The following is a 21,333-nucleotide window of genomic DNA, read 5'->3' as shown; positions in this document are numbered from 1 at the left end:
TGCGCCGGCAATGCCGGCGCCGATGGTTTATACGGGTCCAGGCGAATCGACTGGTTGAGACGTAGAACAGCGTCCGGTCAACGCAACTACTTCGCGTCTGCGCCTTGAGGCTTGTAAAACTTGAACAACCCGATGTTCGCCGTATTGGTGTACTCCCTGGCCCAATCAGGCTTCACCGTACGGTCGTGAAAATACAATGCGCCTTTTGTGCGATCCGGTAGTTGTTTGTTCAATGCCTTGCGCGCGATTTCCTTGGCCAGCGCGTAAGGCACTTCTTCCTGTACGGAATCGGAGCGCCCGTCGCACCACCAGGAGAACTGGCAGCTTTTGCTTTCAGAACCCCGCTTGACCACGGCGCAGACCGTGTCCGGAAAACCCTTGTGCCCCAGTCGATTCATGACCACATTGGCCACCGCTTCCATATCGGCGGCGTTCTTGCCTTTGGCTTCCCAGTAGATCGAGCGGGCCATGCAGGTGATTGCGTCATCCAGTGGTGCTTTGCCTGCCGGGTCCACGGCCTGGACTTCAGGCTGGGTAATGGCTTGCGCCTTGGGTGCCGGCGCCGGGCTCCTGTCCTGTGCAGCTTTTTGCTCAAGCGCTTGGGCCTTGTCTTCGGCGACTTTTTGTTTTTGCTGCTGTTCGGTGGCGAAAACCGGGCCGGCAAGCAACGTGACGGCAAGGCAAGTGGCGATCCAGTCTAGACGCATAGTGGGGTTCAACCCTGTTGGCGATGTGCCTTCAGTGTAGTAGTGAAATGATTGCACTCGCCCCACTACACTTGGAAAATCCGTTGCCCATGAGGGGGCAACTTCGCGCATCATGGGCGCAGTCAGTTCAAAGGGGATTTCCATGCGTTTGACGTCATCCGCCATGCGTTTTGCCGGTTTGTCACTGGGCCTGGTGTTCGCGGCCTCAGCCGCGGCCAGCGACGAGTCGCAGTTGATCGAGTCGATCAACCAGTACCGCAACCAACCGCAGCGCTGTGCCGGCCAGGCCTCCTCGGAGTTGCCGCCGCTGTCGGCCGATCCACGCCTGGTGCTGTCCGCCGCCAGTGTCGGCAACCTGCAACAGGCCATGGCCACGGCGGGTTATCCGATGAAGAACGTGCAGGCGATCAGTTTGTCCGGCCCGCGTGATGCGCCGTCGGCGATGAAAGCCATCCAGGAAAGTTTTTGCCAGATCGTGCTCGATCCGCAATTCGTCGACGTCGGCGTCAGCCGTCAGGACCGTGAATGGCGCATTACCCTGGCGCGTCCCCTGTTGAGCGGGCGACTGGGCGACTGGCAGGCCGAAGGCCAGAAACTCCTGGCCGAACTCAACACCGCCCGCAGCCGCGCCACCCAGTGCGGCACACAATCTTTTGCCGCCACCACGCCGCTGACCTGGAACGCCACGCTGGCAACGGCGGCCGAGACTCACTCGCGGTCCATGGCCAACAACAACTACTTCGATCACAAGGATCGCGACGGCCGCACCCCCGGTGATCGTGCGGAACTGGCGGGCTACGACTTTCAGCAAATCGGCGAAAACATTGCCGCCGGGCAAGACAGCGTGAGCAAGGTAGTCGACGGCTGGCTCGCCAGCCCCGGCCATTGCGCCAACCTGATGAACCCGCAGTTCCGCGATCTGGGCGCGGCGTACGCGACCGACCCGAAGAGCGACGGCGGGATTTACTGGACGGCGATGTTTGGGGCGCAGTGAACGGGGCAACGGGAAGCTTCATAGAGGTTATCGATGACCCGGTCATTAACAGTGATTGGACGCCGCGTCCCTTTGTTTCTAGCCTGCGCCGTTTGATGAACACGAGCCGTGGCTGGACTACGGCTCTTCTCTGGCGAACACCATGATCGTAAGACCCAAGCCCAACCTGATCGGCATCCTGACTTCGCTCAAGGGCTCGATTGCCAAACGCATCGCCTGGCGCGCGTTGATGGTGACGCTGCTCGCGTCAGCCATCGTGCTCGTTGAAATGTGGCACCCCAGCTACTTTTCCAAAGTCAGTGCAACGCCCTTCACCCTGCTCGGCTTGTCGTTGTCGATCTTCATGAGCTTTCGCAACAACGCTTGTTACGACCGCTGGTATGAAGCGCGTAAAGCGTGGGGCGATCTGCTGGTGGGGGTTCGCTCCCTGGCGCGCGAAGCCCAGGTCATCAAGGAGGAAAGCGAGCGTCACAGCCTGCTGCGAAACCTGTGCGGTTTTGCTCACGCGCTGAACGCCAGGTTGCGTAAGGAGGACGAACTGGCCGCCAGTGGCGCCTGGCTCGATCCGGTGCCCAAGGACACTGCCGGCGACCTCTGCGGGCGGATTCTGATGCAGGTCGGACAGCGCTGCTCGACCCTCGCCGAGTCCGGCGCGATCAATGAATGGCGCTACACGCTTATGTCCAACCAGTTGACCCGCCTGACCCAGGTCCAGGCCATCTGTGAGCGGATCAAAAACACCCCGCTGCCCTTCCCCTACACCCTGTTGCTGCACCGGACCATTTACCTGTTCTGCATCCTGCTGCCCTTCGCCATGGCCGAGCCGCTGGGCTGGATGACGCCGATTTTCACCGCGATCGTCAGCTATACCTTTTTCGGTCTGGACGCAATTGCCGATGCCCTCGAGGACCCGTTCGGCGGCGATGAGAACCAGTTGCCCACCGATGCGCTGGTGCGCATCATCGAGCGCGACGTTCTGGCGGCACAAGGTGTGAGCCCCTTGCCACCACTGCTGGAACCCGTGGACTTTGTGCTGAGCTGAACCCATAAGGAAATCCGTTTGAAGCCGATCTCGGAACAGGATCTGTCGACACCTCAAGCCATCAGCCTGCGTGCAGCATTTCTGTTCTGGCTCAAACTGGGCTTCATCAGTTTCGGCGGGCCGGCGGGGCAGATTTCGATCATGCACCAGGAACTGGTCGAACGCCGGCGCTGGATTTCCGAACGGCGCTTCCTGCACGCCCTCAACTATTGCATGTTGCTGCCCGGCCCCGAGGCCCAGCAACTGGCGACTTACATCGGCTGGCTGATGCACCGGACCTGGGGCGGTGTGATCGCTGGCGTGCTGTTTGTGTTGCCGTCGCTGTTCATCCTGATCCTGCTGTCCTGGGTGTACATCGCGTTCGGGGACGTACCGGTGGTGGCCGGGTTGTTTTACGGGGTCAAGCCGGCGGTGACGGCGATTGTGCTGCAAGCGGCGCATCGCATCGGCTCGCGGGCGTTGAAGAATAATTGGTTGTGGGGCATTGCCGCGGCGTCTTTCGTGGCTATTTTTGTACTCAACATGCCGTTTCCCCTGATCGTGCTGGGCGCGGCGGTGATCGGTTATTTCGGCGGGCGACTGGCTCCGGAAAAATTCAGGACCGGGGGACACAGTGCTGCCGAAAAAACCTTCGGTCCAGCGTTGATCGACGACGACACACCGCCCCCTGAACACGCCCGTTTCAGTGGATTGAAACTGGCGCGTCTGCTGGTGATCGGCGCGGTGTTATGGACGCTTCCCATGGCGATCCTCATCACCCTGTTCGGCTGGGAAGGCACGCTGACGCAAATGGGCTGGTTCTTCACCAAAGCGGCGCTGCTCACGTTCGGCGGCGCCTACGCGGTGCTGCCGTATGTGTACCAGGGCGCGGTCGGCCACTATGGATGGCTGACACCGACGCAGATGATCGACGGCCTGGCGCTCGGCGAAACAACGCCCGGCCCGTTGATCATGGTGGTGGCATTTGTCGGCTTCATCGGCGCTTACGTGCATCAGGTGTTCGGCCCGGATCAGGCTTTTGTCGCCGGTGCACTGGCCGCATCGCTGGTAACCTGGTTTACCTTCCTGCCCTCGTTCCTGTTCATTCTCGCCGGTGGCCCGCTGGTGGAGTCGACACACAACGAACTCAAATTCACCGCGCCGTTGACCGCGATCACGGCCGCAGTGGTCGGGGTGATTCTTAATCTGGCGTGTTTTTTTGCCTATCACGTCCTTTGGCCGAACGGTTTCAGTGCAAACCTCGACTGGCCTTCGGCGCTGATCGCGATGGCAGCGGCGGCTGCGTTGCTGCACTTCAAGCGCGGCGTGATCGAAGTATTGATCGGCAGTGGGGTGCTCGGCCTGGGTCTGATGCAATGAATCAGGCGTTTACACACGCCACATTCCCCCCTAGTATCCAGCCACGCCCGGATGGCTTGTCACACTGGCCTCCGACGAAATCCAATGCTGGAAAACTCGCTATGAACCGCATTGTCAATCTGCCCATGGCCTTGAGCCGTTCCAAACTTCGTCACTCCGCACGTCCGCCGGATAGCACCCTGCTCGTCTAAGCGCGTCCCCAACGCGTCGAGCCCTCTCCCTCGCTAATCCCTTGCCTGCATGCCCCGGATCTTTGTATCCGCCGTCGTGCCGAGGCCCGAATCCGTGCGTCCGCAGGACGCCAACGTGAGTGACGAACCATGAAATTCGCAGCCCTTGAAGACGCCAAACGCTTTCTGGCCGACAACCCCGATATCGATATGATCGAGCTGTTCATTCTCGACGCCAACGGCGTGCCGCGCGGCAAGCTGTTGCACCGCGAAGAACTGCTGGCGGTCTACGAAAGCGGCCGTCCGCTGCCCAGCACCATCCTCGGTTTGACCCTGCAAGGTGAGGACGTCGAAAACTCCGGTCTGGTCTGGGACGTGGGCGACATCGATTGCCGCGCCTATCCGCTCGAAGGCAGCCTGGTGCGCTTGCCGTGGCGGCAGATTCCGACCGCCGCCGTGCAGGTCAGCATGCACCCTGAAGAAGGCATGCCGGCGAGCATCGCCGACCCGCGTCACCTGCTGATCAATGTGATCGAGCGTCTGAAAGCCGAGGGTTACTACCCGGTGATGGCCTGCGAACTGGAGTTCTACCTGCTCGACGCCAAACGCGACCACAACGGTCGCCCGCAACCGGCGCTGGACGCGGACGGTGGTCGACCGCGACACACGCAGGTGTATGGCCTGCGCGAACTGGAACAGATCGAACCGTTCCTCGCCGACCTTTATGCGGCGTGCAAGCTCCACGGCATTCCAGCTCGCACGGCGATTTCCGAGTACGCACCGGGTCAGGTGGAAATCACCCTGGAACATGGCGATGCCCTGGAAGCGATGGACCAAGCGGTGCGCTACAAGCGTCTGGTGAAAGCCATCGCCCACAAGCACGGCATGCAGGCGACGTTCATGGCCAAGCCGTTCGATCACCTGGCGGGCACCGGTATGCACATGCACGTCAGCATCGCCGACGCCGAGGGACGCAATCTGTTCGCGTCCGAAGACCCGGCCGGTACGCCACTGCTGCGCACCGCCATCGGCGGCATGCTGGCTTCGTTGCTTGATTCACTGCTGCTGTTCTGCCCCAACGCCAACTCCTACCGGCGTTTCCAGGCCAACAGCTACGCACCGCTGGCGCCGACCTGGGGCGTCGACAACCGCACCGTCAGCCTGCGCGTGCCCGGTGGCCCGGCCAACAGCCGCCACATCGAACACCGCATCTGCGGCGCCGACGCCAACCCGTATCTGGCGGCCGCGGCGATTCTGGCGGGGATTCATCGGGGCATCAGCGAAAACATCGATCCGGGCGATCCGGTGGAAGGCAACGGCTACGCGCAAGCTACGCAATTGCTGCCGACCGATTGGCTGACGTCGCTGACAGCGCTGGAGAATTCAGTATGGGCGCGGGACGCCTTGGGTCAGGAGTTTCTGGGGGTGTATCTGGCGGTCAAACGCGCCGAGTACCGGCAGTTCATGGCTGAAGTGGGTGAGCAGGACTGGCGCTGGTATTTGACTGAAGCGTAAGCCCCTGTGGGAGCGAGCTTGCTCGCGATTGCGGTGTGTCATTGACCTGTGATGTTGCCTGACATGGCCTCATCGCGAGCAAGCTCGCTCCTACAAGATTCGCGTCGCCTTCACTTCCCCTTTTGCGTAGACACCCAAATGACCCAACAACGCTGCAACTCCTACTACACCGCAACCCTCAACCAGGACACTGATTACCCGACCCTGCAAGGCCGGCACCGCGTCGACGTGGTGATCATCGGCGGCGGTTTCACCGGCGTCGCCACCGCTGTCGAACTGGCGGAAAAAGGCCTGAAAGTCGCCATTGTCGAAAGTAATAAAATCGGCTGGGGCGCCACCGGGCGCAATGGCGGCCAGGTCACCGGCAGCCTCTCGGGCGATGAAGCGATGCGCAAACAGATGCGCCGCACCATTGGCGACGACGTCGACGATTTCATCTGGCACCTGCGCTGGCGCGGGCACCAGATCATCCAGCAGCGGGTCGAGAAATACGGTATCGCCTGCGACCTCAAGCACGGTCACCTGCATGCGGCCTACAAGCCTGCTCACATGGACGGCTTGCGCAAGGATTACGACGAAGCCGTGCGCCGTGGCATGAGCGACGAGGTCAGCCTGCTCGATCGCAGCCAGGTACGCGACCTGTTGCAAAGCGACCTCTATCACGGGGCAATCAAGAACACCCGCAACATGCATTTGCACCCGTTGAACCTGTGCATCGGTGAAGCGCGTGCGGCCGAGCGCCTGGGCGCACTGATCTTCGAAAACAGCGAAGTGCTGGAAATCATCCACGGCGACACACCGGGCGTGCGTACCGCCCACGGCCGCATCGATGCCAGTCAAGTGCTGCTGGCCGGTGACGTCTATCACAAGCTCGAACCGGGCAAGCTCAAGGGCAAGATCTTCCCGGCCATGGGCGGCATCGTCACCACTGCGCCGCTGGGCGATCTGGCGAAGCAGATCAACCCCGAAGACCTCGCGGTCTACGACTGCCGTTTCGTGCTCGACTACTACCGCCTGACCGCCGATGGTCGCCTGCTGTTCGGCGGTGGCGCCAACTACAGCGGCAAAGACTCACGCGACATCGCCGCCGAACTGCGTCCGTGCATCGAGCAAACGTTCCCGGCGCTCAAGGGGGTGGCCATCGATTACCAATGGAGCTGCGCGATGGGCATCGTGATCAATCGCATCCCGCAGCTGGGCAAGCTTTCGGACAACGTCTGGTACTGCCAGGGCTACTCCGGCCACGGCATCGCCACGAGCCATATCATGGGCGAAATCATGGGCCGGGCGATTACCGGACAAATGGAGCAGTACGATACGTTCGCCGCGTGCCAGCACATTCGTGTGCCGATGGGGGACCTGCTGGGCAACCCGATGCTGGCGGCGGGCATGTGGTATTACCAGATGCTGGAGCGGTTGCGCTGAGCCAATTGCTGCATTTTCAGCATTGATGTTGTCTGTACGGGCCTCTTCGCGAGCAAGCTTGCTCCTACAGGGATTGCGGTCGAACACAAAATTTGTGTCTGACAGATATCCCCTGTGGGGCTTGCCCGCGATGGGGCCACCCGCTACACCGCAAACACATCGTCAAGTATCAATTCTTTCGATCTCTCAAATCACTACGGCGAATTTTTTATTTGCTCCCGATCTGTTCAAGATGGCGCCATTGCCAATCGAACGGATGGAACCCTCATGAATCTCAATTTCGCTTTCGCCTGCATGATCGTGGTGTCTTTTGCCGTTGCCCTGGGACACGCCTGATCAGCACCGCTTTGTTGACCTGAATCAAGCGTCTGTCGGCAATTTCCGCAACAGGCAGGGAAAAGACTGACAGATCATGAATATGCTCTATAACCAGTGGTGACACGATTTTCGATCAGGGGAACTGGAAGGCTCCCTCGGAAATTGATCTCTATTAATGCCGCGGACAATTGAGTGCCCGCCAGGAGACGCCACGATGAAAGCCCTGAAGATTGCCGCCAGCGAAGGCGCGCAGGAATGTTTCAAAAATGCCCGGGAAGTGGTCCTGCTCGGCAACACCGACTTCACCAATGTTGCGGTTGCGGTGGTCTCTGTTGCCGATGTTTTGGCCGGTGCCCTGGACGCCATCCAGCGCACCGGATTCGATATTCCGATTTTTCTGGTCGCCTCCCCAGGGGTGGAAACCCAACCCCGACAAGTCTACAAGCACCTGCAAGACGTACTGTTGCAGGTAAATGGCATTTTCGACAGGACCCGTGCCAACGTCGAATACCATGGCAACCAACTGGAAACCGCGGCCCGGGCCTATGAAGCAACCCTGCTGCCGCCCTTCTTCGACTCGCTGAAAAAGTACACCGAATCGGCCAACGCCACATTCGCCTGCCCAGGTCACCAGGGTGGGCAGTTCTTCCGCAAGCACCCGGCAGGCCGGCAGTTTTTCGACTTCTTTGGCGAGACGCTGTTTCGCGCCGACATGTGCAACGCCGACGTCAAGCTCGGCGACTTGCTGATCCACGAGGGCCCGGCACTGCTGGCACAAAAACACGCGGCGAAAGTGTTCAACGCCGACAAGACCTACTTCGTGCTCAACGGCACTTCCGCCTCCAACAAAGTGGTGACCAACGCCCTGCTCACCCCGGGCGATCTGGTGCTGTTCGACCGCAACAACCACAAGTCCAATCACCAAGGGGCGCTGATCCAGTCCGGCGCGACGCCGGTGTACCTGGAAACGGCGCGCAACCCCTATGGTTTCATTGGCGGGATCGACTCGCATTGTTTTGAAGAAGACTACCTGCGTGAGCTGATTGCCGAGGTCGCGCCGGATAAAGCCCAGCTGCCACGGCCGTTCCGCCTGGCGATCATTCAGCTCGGCACTTACGATGGCACCATCTACAACGCCCGGCAGGTCGTCGACCGCATCGGCAAATTGTGCGACTACATCCTGTTCGACTCGGCATGGGTCGGTTACGAACAGTTCATCCCGATGATGAAAGACTGCTCGCCCCTGCTGCTGGAGCTGAATGAAAACGACCCCGGCATCTTCGTCACCCAATCGGTGCACAAACAACAAGCCGGTTTCTCCCAGGCGTCCCAGGTGCACAAGAAAGACCGGCACATCAAGGGCCAGGACCGCTACTGCAACCATCATCGGCTGAACAACTCCTTCATGGCCCAGGCCTCGACCAGCCCGTTCTACCCGTTGTTCGCCTCGCTGGACGTCAACGCGCGTATCCACGCCGGACGCAGTGGCCTGCGCCTGTGGGAAGACTGCGTGAAGTTCGGCATCGATGCCCGCAAACTGATTCTGGAAGCCTGCACCATGGTGCGCCCATTTGTGCCCGATACCATTGAAGGCCGCGCCTGGGAAGACTATCCGACGGATGAGATCGCCAACGACCTGCGTTTCTTCGAATTCCATCCGAAGGATCGCTGGCATGCCTTTGGCGGATACGCCGAGAAGCAATACTTCATCGACCCGTGCAAGCTGCTGTTCACCACACCGGGGATCGACCCGGTCGATGGCAGCTACACCGACTTCGGCATCCATGCGGGCATCCTCGCCAACTTCCTGCGCGAGAACGGCATCGTGCCGGAAAAATGCGACCTGAACTCGATTCTGTTCCTGCTCACCCCGGCCGAAGACTGGGCGAAAATGACCCACCTCGCCGCGCAGATCGCTCGTTTTGAGCGTTTCATCAGCGATGACGCGCCGATGAGCCGGGTGTTGCCAACGATCTACGCGGCGAACGAGGAGCGCTACCGCAACTACACCATCCGCCAGCTCTGCCAGGAAATGCACGACCTCTACCGCGAGCGCGACGTCCAGCATCTGCAGAAGGCGATGTTCCGCAAGGAACACTTCCCGAAAAAAGCCATGAACCCGCAGCAAGCGCAGAACGAGTACATCCGTGGCAACGTCGAACTGGTGGCGCTGGCCGATGCAGACGGCCGGATCGCCGCCGAAGGCGCACTGCCCTATCCGCCCGGCGTGCTGTGCGTGGTGCCTGGCGAAATCTGGGGTGGCGCGGTGCTGAAGTATTTCCTGGCACTGGAAGAAGGCATCAACGCCTTGCCGGGTTTCACGCCGGAGCTGCAAGGCGTGTATTTGAAGAACGAAGGTGGCCGCACTCGGGCTTACGGCTATGTGATCAAGGCCTGATGCGCTGATGCAGGGGCCAGGCTTGCCTGGCCCCTGTCATTTTTACGGGTCAGTACTTTTCCGTAATGAACTTGAACGGATAGTTGGGATCCCGATAGTTACCCGGCCCCTGGCGTTTTGGCAGCTTCACTTTCGCCCGAGGAACGTCCTCATAGGGAATGCTGGCGAGCAGATCACTGATGATATTGAGCCGGGCCCGGCGCTTGTCGTTCGAATTGGCAACACGCCAGGGGGCGAACTCGGTGTCGGTGGCTGCGAACATGTCGTCCCGGGCGCGGGAATAGTCGTACCAGCGGTTGTAGGACTTGAGGTCCATTGGCGACAGCTTCCAGATTTTTCGTCCGTCGGTGATGCGCCCCTTGAGCCGTCGAGTCTGTTCCTCTTCACTCACTTCAAGCCAGTATTTGATCAGGATGATCCCCGACTCGACCAGGGCCTGTTCGACACGAGGCGCCACTTTGAGGAAGGTATCGACCTGCTCTTCAGTGCAAAAACCCATGACCCGTTCCACGCCCGCACGGTTGTACCAGCTGCGGTCGAAGATCACCACTTCACCGGCTGCCGGCAGGTGCGGCAGATAGCGTTGCAGATACATCTGGCTTTTTTCCCGCTCGGTGGGTGCCGGTAATGCCAGCACCCTGAATACCCGCGGGCTGACGCGTTCGGTGATGGCCTTGATCGTACCGCCCTTGCCTGCCCCGTCACGCCCTTCGAAAAGAATGCAAACCTTCAGGCCCTTGTGCTTGACCCACTCTTGCAGCTTGACCAGCTCGACATGCAGCCGGGCCAGTTCCTCGAGATAGTCCTTGGTCTTGAGCTTGTCACTTTCAACAGGCTTGCTCTTCGCTGCAGCCTTCTTCTTCGCCATCGCCGATACCTCGTTCATTTCGTGAAATAACGTTCGCAAAGCGTCCGACAGCATTCACTGTCGACTGCGCTGGTAATGATCGACTGCCTGCTCAAGGTTCAAGAACATATGCCCCTCGCCCAGCGTGCGACCCAACGGAGCCTTGACGACCATGTCCCAAACCGTCGGGCTCATGCCCACCATCCACAGCGAAACGCCTTTTTCGCGCATTCGCTGCTCCGCCACGGTGAGCATCTTCAAGGCGGTGTATTCGAGGTCGAACACGCTGCGCAGGTCGAGAATCACCACCTCGGGGTTGGCGTCATTGATCAGCGGGCGCATTTTGTCGCCGATGCGTTCGGCATTGGCGAAGAACACGCGACCTTCCGGGCGCAATAACAGCAACCCGTCAAACTGCTCGTCTGCGGCATTCTCTGCGGACTGCGGACGATAGACGTTGGTACCGGGTTTGCGACCCAGTCGATGCACAGGAGGATCGGACACCTGATAGGCCAGCGCTACCAGCGAGACAACGATCGCCACGACGATGCCTTGCAACGTGCCCAGCAACATCACCCCCAGCATTGCCACCAAGGCCCAGACAAACTCGGTGCGCCGCACCGACAGGATCTCGCGAAACTCTGCCGGTTCGATCAGACCCACCGAATAGACGATCACCACCGCGGCGAGCGTGGCGTTGGGCATCAGGCCAATGAACGGTGCCAGCAGCAGGCAAGTGCCCAGCGACAACCCCGCAGTGACCAGCGCGGCCAGCTGCGAACGCGCCCCGGCCAGGCGATTCACGGCAGTCTGAGTAGTCCCGCCCCCGGCGACCATGGCCCCGAGAAAGGCTCCGCCGATGTTGGCGACACCGGTGGCAACCAGTTCGCGGTTCGGCTGCGGGGTGGGCTCGTCATTGCGGGCGAAGGCGCGTCCTGCGGCAATGGTTTCGGTAAAACTCATCAGCGCGATACCCAAAGCCGAAGGCCACAACGCTTCGGCCATCGACCAGATGGGCATCGTCAGCGCCGGCAGGCCAATCGGCACTGTGCCAACGGACGAGACGCCGAATCGCTCAAGGTCCAACAGACTCATCGCGAGAATGCCGATCCCCACGGCAATCAGCGGTGCCGGCAAGCGCGGGGTAAAACGCTTCATGGCGATCAGCAGCAGCACCATGGACACGCCAACCACCACGGTCGGCAGCGAGGCGTGTCCGAGGCTTTGAAAAGTCGCCACAACGTTATGCAGGAACCCGCCTTTGTCGATGTGCGTACCCAGCAGTTTGGGCATCTGATCGAGCACGATGACCACACCAATGCCAGCCTTGAATCCCACCAGCACCGGTTCAGAAATGAAGTTGGCGACAAAGCCCAGCCGCAGTATCCCAGCGACAATCAGGATCGCCCCCACCATCAGCGCCAGCGTGGCGGACGCCGCGAGCAAGGTCGCCGCATCGCCGTCGGGGCTGACCTGTCCGAGTGCCGAACCGGCCAGGATGGCCAGGGTGGTGGTGGTGCTGACGCTGAGCGGGCGCGAACTGCCGAGCAGCGCATAAATCACCATCGGCACCAATGCCGTGTACAGCCCGACCTGCACCGGCAGACCGGCGATGGTGGCATAGGCCAGTGCCTTGGGAATCACCACCGCCGCGGCGGTGAGTCCGGCGATGATGTCCCCCCTGAACCAGTCGGGCCGATAGTTGCTCAGCCACTCCGGTATCAACAGGTCACGCACCCTACTCCCGCGTTGAAACCCGGGAGTGTGTTCGTGCGGATGGCTGCCTTGCTGATCCATGAGTAACTCCGTCGCAAATCGTGATGCGGATGATGAGTGAACTCAGCTGACCGCACTATCCCTTATCTGCACACGTAACCATTGCAGACCTTCATCGGCATCGAATCGCGTGTGCCAACAGGCAATCAACTCGGGCTCGGGAAACTCAAGCGGCGGGGCGTGACAACTGAGGCTGAACATGTCGGCGAACGTGCGCGCAATAGGGCTCGGCAAGTTACAAATGTAGCCGGTTTGCGAGGCGATGACCGGCATCGCCATGAAATTTTGCACGACCGCGCCAATGCGTCGGCTCAAGGACTTCGCGGCCAGTGTGCGGTCGATGATGTTGCCGCCGCGATCATGCATGCTGATGACGACGTGGGGCCGTTCCAGGTACAGCGCCAGTGGAAAACGCCCGGCGTCCAGGCGCTCGCGCTGCCAGATCAGCGTGAGCAACTGAATGGTCGCCAATTGCTCAAAGCGCAGGCCTGCCCCCAATGCCATCGGGGTATTGACCACCAGATCAATCGCCCCGCTTTCCAGCATCAATGGCAACGCCGCAGGCTCCGGCAAGGGCACGATTTCAATGACAACGCCCGGCGCCGCGATGGAAATGTGTTGCAGCAGCCTGGGCAGGATCAGGAACTCGACAAAGTCGCCCGCCGCGATACGGAACGTGCGGCGGGCCGTTGCGGGCGCGAACGACGCGTCACCCTGCAAGGCCTGGTCAATCTTCTCCAGAGCCTCGCGTATCGGACCGATCAGTTCGGTGGCGCGTGGCGTGGGCAACAGGCCTGCGCGCCCGAGTACGAACAATTCATCGCCCATTCGCTCGCGCAATCGACGCAGGGCATGGCTGACGGCGGACTGGCTCAACGCCAGGCGTTCGCTGGCGCGGGTCACGCTCTGGGTTTCCCAGAGGGTGATGAACACCACCAGCAGATTCAGATCCAGGGTACGGATATTAATATTGTGCATTCCTCGAATGGTACATATTCATTTTACTCATTGTAAGGCCTTTGATTTAGTGGACCCATCGTTCACCGTCGGGAGACTCACAATGAATAAAAAAATCCCCCTGAGCATGGGTTGGTTCTGTCCAACCCTTGGCGACACCAGCGCATTTGGTGATCCGAGCCAGGAAATTCCACGCTCGCTGGAGCACTTCGAACGCGTCGCCCTTGCGGCCGAAAACGCCGGTTTCGACTACATGCTGATTCCAGTCAGCGCCATTTGCTGGGACGCCTGGGTCGTGGCTTCGTACCTCGCCGCGCGCACCACCAAGCTGAAAATGCTGGCTGCCTTGAAACCCGGCTATATCCACCCGGTCGCCCAGGCCAAAATGATCGCGACCTTCGACCAACTGTCCCAGGGCCGCATTTACCTCAACCTGATCGCCGGTGTCAGCGACAAAGACGCGTTGGCCGAAGGTCAATTCGAGGCCAAAGAGGATCGCTACGACCAGCTGCTGGAAGAAGTCGAGCTGATGAAGCGCCTGTGGACCGAGCAAGGTGTCGAGCACAACGGCAAACATTTTCAGGTCAATGGGCCGAAGATCATGCCGGCCACTTTCCAGCAGCCGCATCCACCCTTCTTCCTCGGCGGCGGTTCTGAACAGGCCGCTGAAATCTCCGCCAAGCATTCGTCGGTCCACCTGTTCTGGGGCGATTACCCGGAACGCATCGCCGGGCAGATCATCGAGATGCGCGCCCGCGCGGCCAAATATGGACGCGAAGACGAGATCCGTTTCGCCATGCGCCTGCAAATTATTTGCCGCGAAAACGAAGACGATGCCTGGGCCGCCGCGCAGGCGCTCATCGCCGGTGCGGAAAACTCGGCGCTGGCCGCTGCGGTTCAACTCGCGGCGAAGAGCAACTCCGTCGCCAGCCAGCGTGCCGCTGAACTGTCCAAAACCGCCGGACGCAAGATGACGCCGCACCTGTGGACCGGCATTACCGAAGTGCGTCCGGGCGCCGGGGTTGCCGTGGTCGGCAATCCGCAGCAAGTCGCCGCGCAACTGATGGAGTTCGTCGACGCGGGCTGTACCGGTTTCTGCCTGTCGGGTTATCCGCATCACGAGGAAGCCGAACGCTTTGGCCGCTTGGTCATGCCTTTGCTCTGCCCTTGAAATACAGCGTGATCGCCAGAACAAAAACAAAAAAATTCGCCGCGATCCGTCAGCGGCGATGGAGCCCCTTGCATGAACCCTTCGAATTTCGACCCGCGACAGTTTCGCCAGGCACTCGGTGCCTTTACCACCGGCGTGACCATCGTCACTACCCGCGGCGCGGACGGCCAGGACTATGGCCTGACCGCCAACAGCTTCAACTCGGTGTCTATCGACCCGCCGATGGTGCTATGGAGCTTGAACAAAGACTCGACGTCGGCCCACGCCTTCACCGGTTCCGAACACTTTGCCGTGCACATCCTGGCCACCGACCAGGAACATCTGTCCAACCTGTTTGCCAAGCGCGGCGCCGACAAGTTCGCCGGGCTGACCACCACCCGCGGTTCCGACGGTATCCCGTTGCTGGAAGGTTGTTCGGCACGTTTCCAGTGCCGCACCACCTATCAATATGAAGGTGGCGATCACGTCATTCTGGTCGGTGAAGTGCTGGCCTTCGACCGTTTCGACACCCCGCCGCTGGTGTTTCATGGCGGCGGTTACCGGCGTCTGATGCAGCCTGTACCCACGGTGGACAACAGCGTCTACGGCGAGAACTGGCTCGGCTTCCTGCTCGGCCGTGCCTACTACCAGATGCAACTGCCGATTCGCCAGCAACTCAAGGCCATGGGCATGAGCGATCTCGATTTCGAACTGCTGGGCATGCTCAGTTTTGGCGAAGGCAAAACCCTGGGCGAATTGCGTCGGTTGTTTGAGTTCGTCGGTAAACAGCTGCTTCAGGAACACCTGGACATCTGGGTCGACAAGGGCCTGCTCACCCTGCAAGCGTGTGGCGAACAATCGCAACGGATTTACTTCACCGAGCCCGGGCGGCAATTGACCATCCAATGGCTGGCGTTCGCCAAGGCGGCGGAAATGACAGCGATGGAGTCACTCGACTACGAAGAAGCCCAGCAACTGAAACTGCTGATCGGCCGCGTGATCCAGCAAACCGGCGAAACCCTGCCGGATCACTGGCGCAAGGAAAACATCTGGCAGGACAACAATCTTTGGCAGCAGCCCGGCTAAACGTTTTGCCAAGGCACCACCGGGGGCAGCAACTTGCCCCCACGGGTCGGGTTCAACAATAAAAACAGCGCATGCCATGAGGTCATCACCAGATGTCGAGTTCAACCGGTATCCAGGTCTCCACTGCTCAGCCTTCTGTCGTGGAGCTGCCCCATCGCGGGCAGGCGTATTACACCGTCAGCGTTTTGCTGATCGCCTACATTTTTTCCATCATGGACCGGCAAATCCTGACACTGCTGGTTGGCCCGATTCAGCAGTCGCTGCAGGTCAACGACAGTTGGATGGGGGTGCTTCACGGTTTTACCTTTGCTGCGTTTTATTCCCTGGTCGGCCTGCCAATTGCGCGGCTCATCGACCGTGGTAATCGGCGGCTGGTGATTGCCATCGGTATCGGCCTGTGGTGCCTGGCGACGGCGGCTGGCGGACTTGCCAACGAATTCTGGCATCTGTTGCTGGCGCGCATCGGTGTCGCGGTGGGTGAAGCGGTGCTGTTACCCGGGGCAGTGTCGTTGATCAGCGATCTGTTTACCCCGGAAAAACGCGGGCGCGCCTTGGGAGTATTTGGCACCGGCGCCTCGTTCGGCGCCGGCGCCGGGTTACTCGCCACCGGATTGGTGCTCGGTTACTTCACTGCACATCCGCTGACCCTGCCCGGGTTGGGCTTGCTGCAACCGTGGCAGACCACGTTGATGTCGATCGGGCTGCCAGGGTTGCTGGTATTGGTGCTGATGATCGGCGTTGCGGAGCCACGCCTGCGTAAAAATGCCTTGGGCGTCAAACCCGTCGCACAGCCGCAGGTGCCATTGCGTGAAGTGCTGGCCTACCTGCGAGAAAACCGTCGCACTTTCGTCGCGATCTTTGTCGGTGCCGGCTGTTTCTACACCGCGGTGTATGGCAGTGGCAGCTGGGTGCCGACGTTTCTGGTGCGTGAATTTGGCTGGACCTACGCCCGGGTCGGCGCCTTGATGGGCGCAATCATGTGCGTTTGCGGTCCGCTCGGCGTGATCATCGCCAGCTGGCTGGGTGAGCACTGGCGCAATCGTGGAGTCGCCAACGCCAACCTGCGCATCGCCTTGATTGCCAGTGTGCTGTTGGCGCTGGTGAGCGTTCCGTTGTTGATGGCGTCGAGCATCGAGCGGGCGATCCCCTTCCTCTCACTGGCCGCCACGCTCTGGACCTGCCTGTTCGGCGTCGGCGCAGCCCTGATCGTCGAAGTGGCCCCGGCGTCCATGCGTGGCCAGTTCATGGCGATGTTCACCGGCGCATTGAGCCTGTTGGGCGCCGGCTGCGGACCAGTGCTGGTCGGGATGTTGACCGACTACGCGTTCAAGGATCCGCACGCCATCAAGTACTCGATTCTTTATGTAGTTCTCTTCGGCTGCGGCCTCGCGGCGCTGCTGTTTTTCAGCGCCTGGAGCAGCTTGCGGCACACCGCGCAAAAAGCCTTGCAATGGGAGGCCGAGCGCCTCGTTCACCCGTAATCCCTTTCTCCTCCAAAAAGAGCATTCAACCATGAGCACCCTCAATGGCAGTTGCCTGTGCGGCAACGTTCAGTATTCCACCCTCGCCGTCCCCCTGATGACCGCCGTGTGTCACTGCAAGGATTGCCAGAAACAGTCAGGCAGTGCGTTCTCCGTCAACGTGGTAGTGCCGGCCGACGGCTTTGAAGTCCAGGGCCAGAGTTTGAGCAGCTACTCCAGCAAGGGTGGCAGCGGTCTGCCGGTACAGCGTTTTTTCTGCAGTCACTGTGGCTCGGCGCTGTACACCTCGTTGATGGCCATGCCCGGCCTGTTCGCCGTCAAGGCCGGCACCCTCAGCGACGCGTCGACCCTCACCCCGGCCCTGAACATGTGGTGTGCATCGGCGCAACCCTGGGTCGCCATTGATCGCGATGTAGCGTGTTACGAGCACGCCGTCACCGAGTAAAACTGACTTCAAACCCTGCGAGCGAACCTGCACATGACAACAACAAAAATGATGCTGCAAACCGGCGCTCTCGCGCTTTCACTGTTGGCCACCGCCGTCATGGCCAAAGTCTCTCCCGATGAAGCTGCGCAACTGGGCACTACCCTCACACCCATCGGCGCGGTAAAAGCCGGGAACGCCGACGGCAGCATCCCGGCCTGGAACGGCGGATTGCCGACCAGTGCCGGCACTGTCGACAGTAAGGGCTTCTTGAGTGACCCGTTTGCCAACGAAAAACCATTGTTCGTGATCACTGCCGCCAACGCCGAAAAGTACAAGGACAAACTGTCCGCCGGGCAGTTGGCGATGTTCAAGCGTTACCCCGACACCTACAAGATCCCGGTCTACCCCACGCACCGCACGGCCGCAGCCCCGGCTGATATCTATTCGGTGATCAAAAACAGTGCGGTCAAGACTGAAGAGGTGGATGGCGGTAATGGCCTGGCGGGGTTCACGGACACGCGGTACTACGCGTTCCCGATCCCCAAGAGCGGCGTCGAAGTGCTGTGGAACCACCTGACCCGCTATCGCGGCGGTAACCTCAATCGCCTGGCCACCCGCGTGCAGCCCCAGGCGAACGGCGATTTCAACATGGTGCAACTGGAGGATGAAATCTCCTATCCGCGCGAACTGCCTGACCTCGACAAGGACAAGGCGGAAAACATACTGTTCTACTTCATCCAGCGCGTGACCGGCCCGGCACGGCTGGCTGGCAACGTGCTGCTGGTCCACGAAACCATCGACCAGGTCAAAGAGCCTCGCGAAGCCTGGCTGTACAACGCCGGCCAGCGTCGCGTGCGCCGTGCGCCGCAAGTGGCCTATGACGGTCCGGCCACCGCTGCCGACGGCCTGGCCACCACCGACAACTACGACATGTTCAACGGAGCACCGGATCGCTACACCTGGGAACTGGTCGGCAAGAAAGAACTGTACATCCCCTACAACAGCTACAAACTCGACTCGCCGAACCTCAAGTACGCCGACATCCTCAAGGCGGGCCACATCAACCAGGACCTGACGCGCTATGAATTGCACCGGGTCTGGGAAGTGGTGGCCAAACTCAAGCCGGGCGAACGCCACATCTATGCGACACGCCACATGTACTTCGATGAAGACACCTGGCAATTGGCAGAGGTGGATCACTACGACGGGCGCGGCCAACTCTGGCGCGTGGGTGAAGGTCATGCCCAGCAGTACTATCACAAGCAAGTGCCCGGCTATACCGCCGAAACGCTGTACGACCTGCAATCGGGCCGCTATTCAGTACTGGGGCTGAAAAACGAGGAGAAACGCAGCATCGCGTTTGGTGCGACTGCGTCGGCGGCGAGCTATACCCCGGCGGCGTTGCGCCAGGAAGGAATTCGGTAAGTCAGCCATTGGACTTGTAGGAGCGAGCTTGCTCGCGATGGTCACCAACGATAACGCGTAGTGCTGGTTAATCGTGGCGATCTTGAGTCCATCGCGAGCATGCTCGCTCCTACAGGGGATCATTTCGCAACGTTGAATCAATGACCGGTCTTGCTCAACCCTTTGGTGTTGTGATCACCCGGGGTTGTAGCCGAGATCGCCGTGGCCTTGCTCAGGCCGCGGGTGTCTTTGGAATGGGCGACGCCGGAGGTCGTGGTGCCATGACCTCGATCGCTGTTGCGATCACTGCCGTAGTGGTTCCCGCTTTCGCCATGGTCGCGGACAGACTTTCCGGCGTGGTCGCTGGCCAAACCTTTACCGTGACCGTTACTGGCAGAGCCACCGGAGTGACCCGCACCGCCATTGCCATTGCCGCCGCCCATTCCACCGCCATGGCCGCCACCATTGCCGCCGCCGTTTCCACCGCCATTGCCACCGCCACCGCCACCGCCACCGCCATCTTTCGCGTAGGCGGAGCCCATGATCGACAGGCCATCAGGCAACAACGGGGCAGCTGCCAACATCAGGGCGCACGACAGGACTGCAACGAGACTCTTGTTTTTTAAAAGCATGATCGCTTCCGTAAGGGGGGTTGATATCGCGTGATTTAAGACGCGATTTCGCCCTTACAGTTCAAGTGCCTCGACGGACGGATCGGGGTTGGCGACCAGAGAAATCCGCCGTTCGAAGGTTAATCAAATGCCCCATCGAGAATTTCATAAATCAGCCCGGTGGCCAGCGCAACCAGGATCAGATCCGTGCCGACCTGCTGCCATTCGTAGCCATCATAATGAGGCAACCGGCCGATCAACCGACCGTCCAGCTTCTTGGCGATGCCCGGCGGCAGCGGTTTGCCGCGAGCGAGGTTTTTCTGGATACCCGGTGGCAACGCAGGACCTGGGCTCCAGTAATCCCGATTGCCGCCAATAATCCCGAACACGCTGTCACGATTGACGCTCGGGCCATTGCTCCAGTCCTCTGCGCCACTGTTCTTGTTTTTGTTTCCATGACTGCCCTGGTTGCCATGTTCCTTCCCATTGCCCTGGCCCTTGCCGGGATCGGCCAATGCAGTGACGGAACCGCAGGCCAGTGCCAGGCAGGTAGCGGCTGCGATCAATAGGCGGGATCTGGACATGAGTCGCTCCTTCGTTGCGGGAGAATTCCCTGAAAATTTAGACGCGCCTGGTGAGGTTGGTTCCGTCGGTGAGCGCCCATTAAACCGACTACTCTCATCCGACCGGGGTCTTGAGTCAAACGCACTCAGCGCTTGCACGACCACATCTGGAGACAACGCCATGACCCGAATGCTGCTGACCGCCCTCACGATGCTCGCTCTGCATTTCCCGGCAAACGCTGCGGTGACGCCTTTCCCGGACGCATTCCGCACTCAGGACATTCCCGTCGACGGCGTCACGATGCACGTTCGCATCGGCGGCAAAGGCCCGGCGGTGGTGCTGTTGCACGGTTTTGGCGATACGGGTGACATGTGGGCGCCGTTGGCGGCGGATCTGGCGCGGGATCACACCGTGGTGGTGCCGGACCTTCGCGGCATGGGCTTGTCGTCCATTCCCGACAGTGGCTACGACAAGAAAACCCAGGCAGCCGACATTCGCGGTGTGCTGAGCGCACTGAAGATCGAGCGCTCGATCGTCATCGGCCACGACATCGGCACCATGGTCGCCTTCGCCTACGCGGCGCGTTATCCGCAACGCACGGATCGGCTGGTGGTGATGGATGCGCCGGTGCCGGGCATCACGCCGTGGAACGACATCGTTCGCTCGCCGATGCTGTGGCACTTCGACTTCGGCGGCCCCGACATGGAACGCCTGGTGGCCGGGCGCGAGCGCATTTACCTGGACCGTTTCTGGAACGAGTTCGCCGGTGACCCCACCAAGGTCGATGAAGACATCCGCCAACACTACGCCAAACTCTACGCCCGCCCCGGTGCCATGCACGCGGCGTTCGCCCAGTTCCGCAGCATTCGCCAGGATGAACTGGACAACAAGGCGACCATGACCACGCGTCTGACCATGCCGGTGCTGGCCATCGGCGGGGAAAAATCCTTCGGCAACAACGAAGCCATCGTGATGCGCAATGCTGCGGATAACGTCACCGAAGCGGTGATTCCGGGCGCCGGGCATTGGTTGATGGAAGAAGCGCCGACACAGACGATCAAGGTTGTCCGGGATTTCATCGCCCAGTGACAGCGACGCAAAT

The 21,333-nt window shown here is 60.5% G+C and carries 18 protein-coding genes; 12 read left to right on the top strand and 6 right to left on the bottom strand.

Annotated elements, in window-relative coordinates; genetic code table 11:
• Positions 1 to 86: 86 nt before the first annotated feature.
• On the bottom strand, positions 87 to 707 hold the full coding sequence (locus QMK58_RS12940; RefSeq protein WP_320396403.1) for a cell wall hydrolase: 621 nt from the start codon (positions 705 to 707) through the stop codon (positions 87 to 89).
• 142 nt (positions 708 to 849) lie between these two features.
• On the opposite strand from QMK58_RS12940, the gene QMK58_RS12935 reads away from it, so the two are divergent.
• From QMK58_RS12935 to speF, 6 genes are all read left to right on the top strand, one after another.
• Positions 850 to 1,701, top strand: a complete 852-nt coding sequence (locus tag QMK58_RS12935) for a CAP domain-containing protein (RefSeq protein WP_320396402.1) — start codon at positions 850 to 852, stop codon at positions 1,699 to 1,701.
• Positions 1,702 to 1,843: 142 nt separating this feature from the next.
• Positions 1,844 to 2,743, top strand: a complete 900-nt coding sequence (locus QMK58_RS12930; RefSeq protein ID WP_320396401.1) for a bestrophin family protein — start codon at positions 1,844 to 1,846, stop codon at positions 2,741 to 2,743.
• Positions 2,744 to 2,770: 27 nt separating this feature from the next.
• Entirely contained in the window at positions 2,771 to 4,102 is a 1,332-nt protein-coding gene (gene chrA / locus QMK58_RS12925) for a chromate efflux transporter (RefSeq protein WP_413817427.1), read from the top strand.
• A gap of 320 nt (positions 4,103 to 4,422) precedes the next feature.
• Positions 4,423 to 5,787, top strand: coding sequence for a glutamine synthetase family protein (locus QMK58_RS12920; protein ID WP_053161014.1), 1,365 nt, complete (start codon positions 4,423 to 4,425; stop codon positions 5,785 to 5,787).
• Between the two features lie 138 nt (positions 5,788 to 5,925).
• Positions 5,926 to 7,212, top strand: a complete 1,287-nt coding sequence (locus QMK58_RS12915; protein ID WP_053161016.1) for an NAD(P)/FAD-dependent oxidoreductase — start codon at positions 5,926 to 5,928, stop codon at positions 7,210 to 7,212.
• Positions 7,213 to 7,744: 532 nt separating this feature from the next.
• Positions 7,745 to 9,928: an ornithine decarboxylase SpeF gene (gene speF / locus QMK58_RS12910; protein ID WP_053161018.1), complete on the top strand. Its 2,184-nt coding sequence runs from the start codon at positions 7,745 to 7,747 to the stop codon at positions 9,926 to 9,928.
• 49 nt (positions 9,929 to 9,977) lie between these two features.
• Here speF and ppk2 read toward each other — a convergent pair whose 3' ends face one another.
• The 3 genes from ppk2 to QMK58_RS12895 are packed head-to-tail and all read right to left on the bottom strand — an operon-like array spanning position 9,978 to position 13,529.
• Positions 9,978 to 10,796, bottom strand: coding sequence for a polyphosphate kinase 2 (ppk2, locus tag QMK58_RS12905; RefSeq protein WP_053161364.1), 819 nt, complete (start codon positions 10,794 to 10,796; stop codon positions 9,978 to 9,980).
• Between the two features lie 54 nt (positions 10,797 to 10,850).
• A complete protein-coding gene (locus QMK58_RS12900; protein WP_053161021.1) occupies positions 10,851 to 12,572 on the bottom strand; it encodes a SulP family inorganic anion transporter in 1,722 nt (573 codons plus the stop codon).
• A 42-nt stretch (positions 12,573 to 12,614) separates the two neighbouring features.
• Positions 12,615 to 13,529 carry a LysR family transcriptional regulator gene (locus tag QMK58_RS12895; protein ID WP_053161023.1) on the bottom strand — a complete coding sequence of 305 codons (915 nt, stop codon included), beginning with the start codon at positions 13,527 to 13,529 and terminating at the stop codon, positions 12,615 to 12,617.
• 82 nt (positions 13,530 to 13,611) lie between these two features.
• On the opposite strand from QMK58_RS12895, the gene QMK58_RS12890 reads away from it, so the two are divergent.
• The 5 genes from QMK58_RS12890 (at position 13,612) to QMK58_RS12870 (ending at position 19,077) form a co-directional block, all read left to right on the top strand.
• Positions 13,612 to 14,679, top strand: a complete 1,068-nt coding sequence (locus QMK58_RS12890; RefSeq protein ID WP_053161025.1) for an LLM class flavin-dependent oxidoreductase — start codon at positions 13,612 to 13,614, stop codon at positions 14,677 to 14,679.
• 72 nt (positions 14,680 to 14,751) lie between these two features.
• Positions 14,752 to 15,744, top strand: coding sequence for a flavin reductase family protein (locus QMK58_RS12885; RefSeq protein WP_256220707.1), 993 nt, complete (start codon positions 14,752 to 14,754; stop codon positions 15,742 to 15,744).
• 92 nt (positions 15,745 to 15,836) lie between these two features.
• Positions 15,837 to 17,225, top strand: a complete 1,389-nt coding sequence (locus QMK58_RS12880; RefSeq protein WP_320396399.1) for an MFS transporter — start codon at positions 15,837 to 15,839, stop codon at positions 17,223 to 17,225.
• 31 nt (positions 17,226 to 17,256) lie between these two features.
• A complete protein-coding gene (locus QMK58_RS12875) occupies positions 17,257 to 17,670 on the top strand; it encodes a GFA family protein (RefSeq protein ID WP_053161028.1) in 414 nt (137 codons plus the stop codon).
• Between the two features lie 33 nt (positions 17,671 to 17,703).
• Positions 17,704 to 19,077, top strand: a complete 1,374-nt coding sequence (locus QMK58_RS12870; RefSeq protein ID WP_053161030.1) for a DUF1329 domain-containing protein — start codon at positions 17,704 to 17,706, stop codon at positions 19,075 to 19,077.
• Positions 19,078 to 19,214: 137 nt separating this feature from the next.
• On the opposite strand, the gene QMK58_RS12865 is transcribed toward QMK58_RS12870, so the two are convergent.
• Positions 19,215 to 19,688, bottom strand: coding sequence for a hypothetical protein (locus tag QMK58_RS12865; protein ID WP_053161032.1), 474 nt, complete (start codon positions 19,686 to 19,688; stop codon positions 19,215 to 19,217).
• A 119-nt stretch (positions 19,689 to 19,807) separates the two neighbouring features.
• Positions 19,808 to 20,251, bottom strand: a complete 444-nt coding sequence (locus tag QMK58_RS12860) for an anti-virulence regulator CigR family protein (protein WP_053161034.1) — start codon at positions 20,249 to 20,251, stop codon at positions 19,808 to 19,810.
• Between the two features lie 160 nt (positions 20,252 to 20,411).
• Between QMK58_RS12860 and QMK58_RS12855 the strand changes: the two genes are divergently transcribed.
• Complete coding sequence (locus QMK58_RS12855; protein WP_320396398.1) at positions 20,412 to 21,320, top strand: alpha/beta hydrolase; 909 nt, start codon at positions 20,412 to 20,414, stop codon at positions 21,318 to 21,320.
• Positions 21,321 to 21,333: the final 13 nt, after the last annotated feature.

The sequence above is a fragment of the Pseudomonas sp. P8_241 genome (assembly GCF_034008315.1).
Taxonomy (GTDB): Bacteria; Pseudomonadota; Gammaproteobacteria; order Pseudomonadales; family Pseudomonadaceae; genus Aquipseudomonas.
This window is presented reverse-complemented; position numbering and strand designations above follow the sequence as displayed.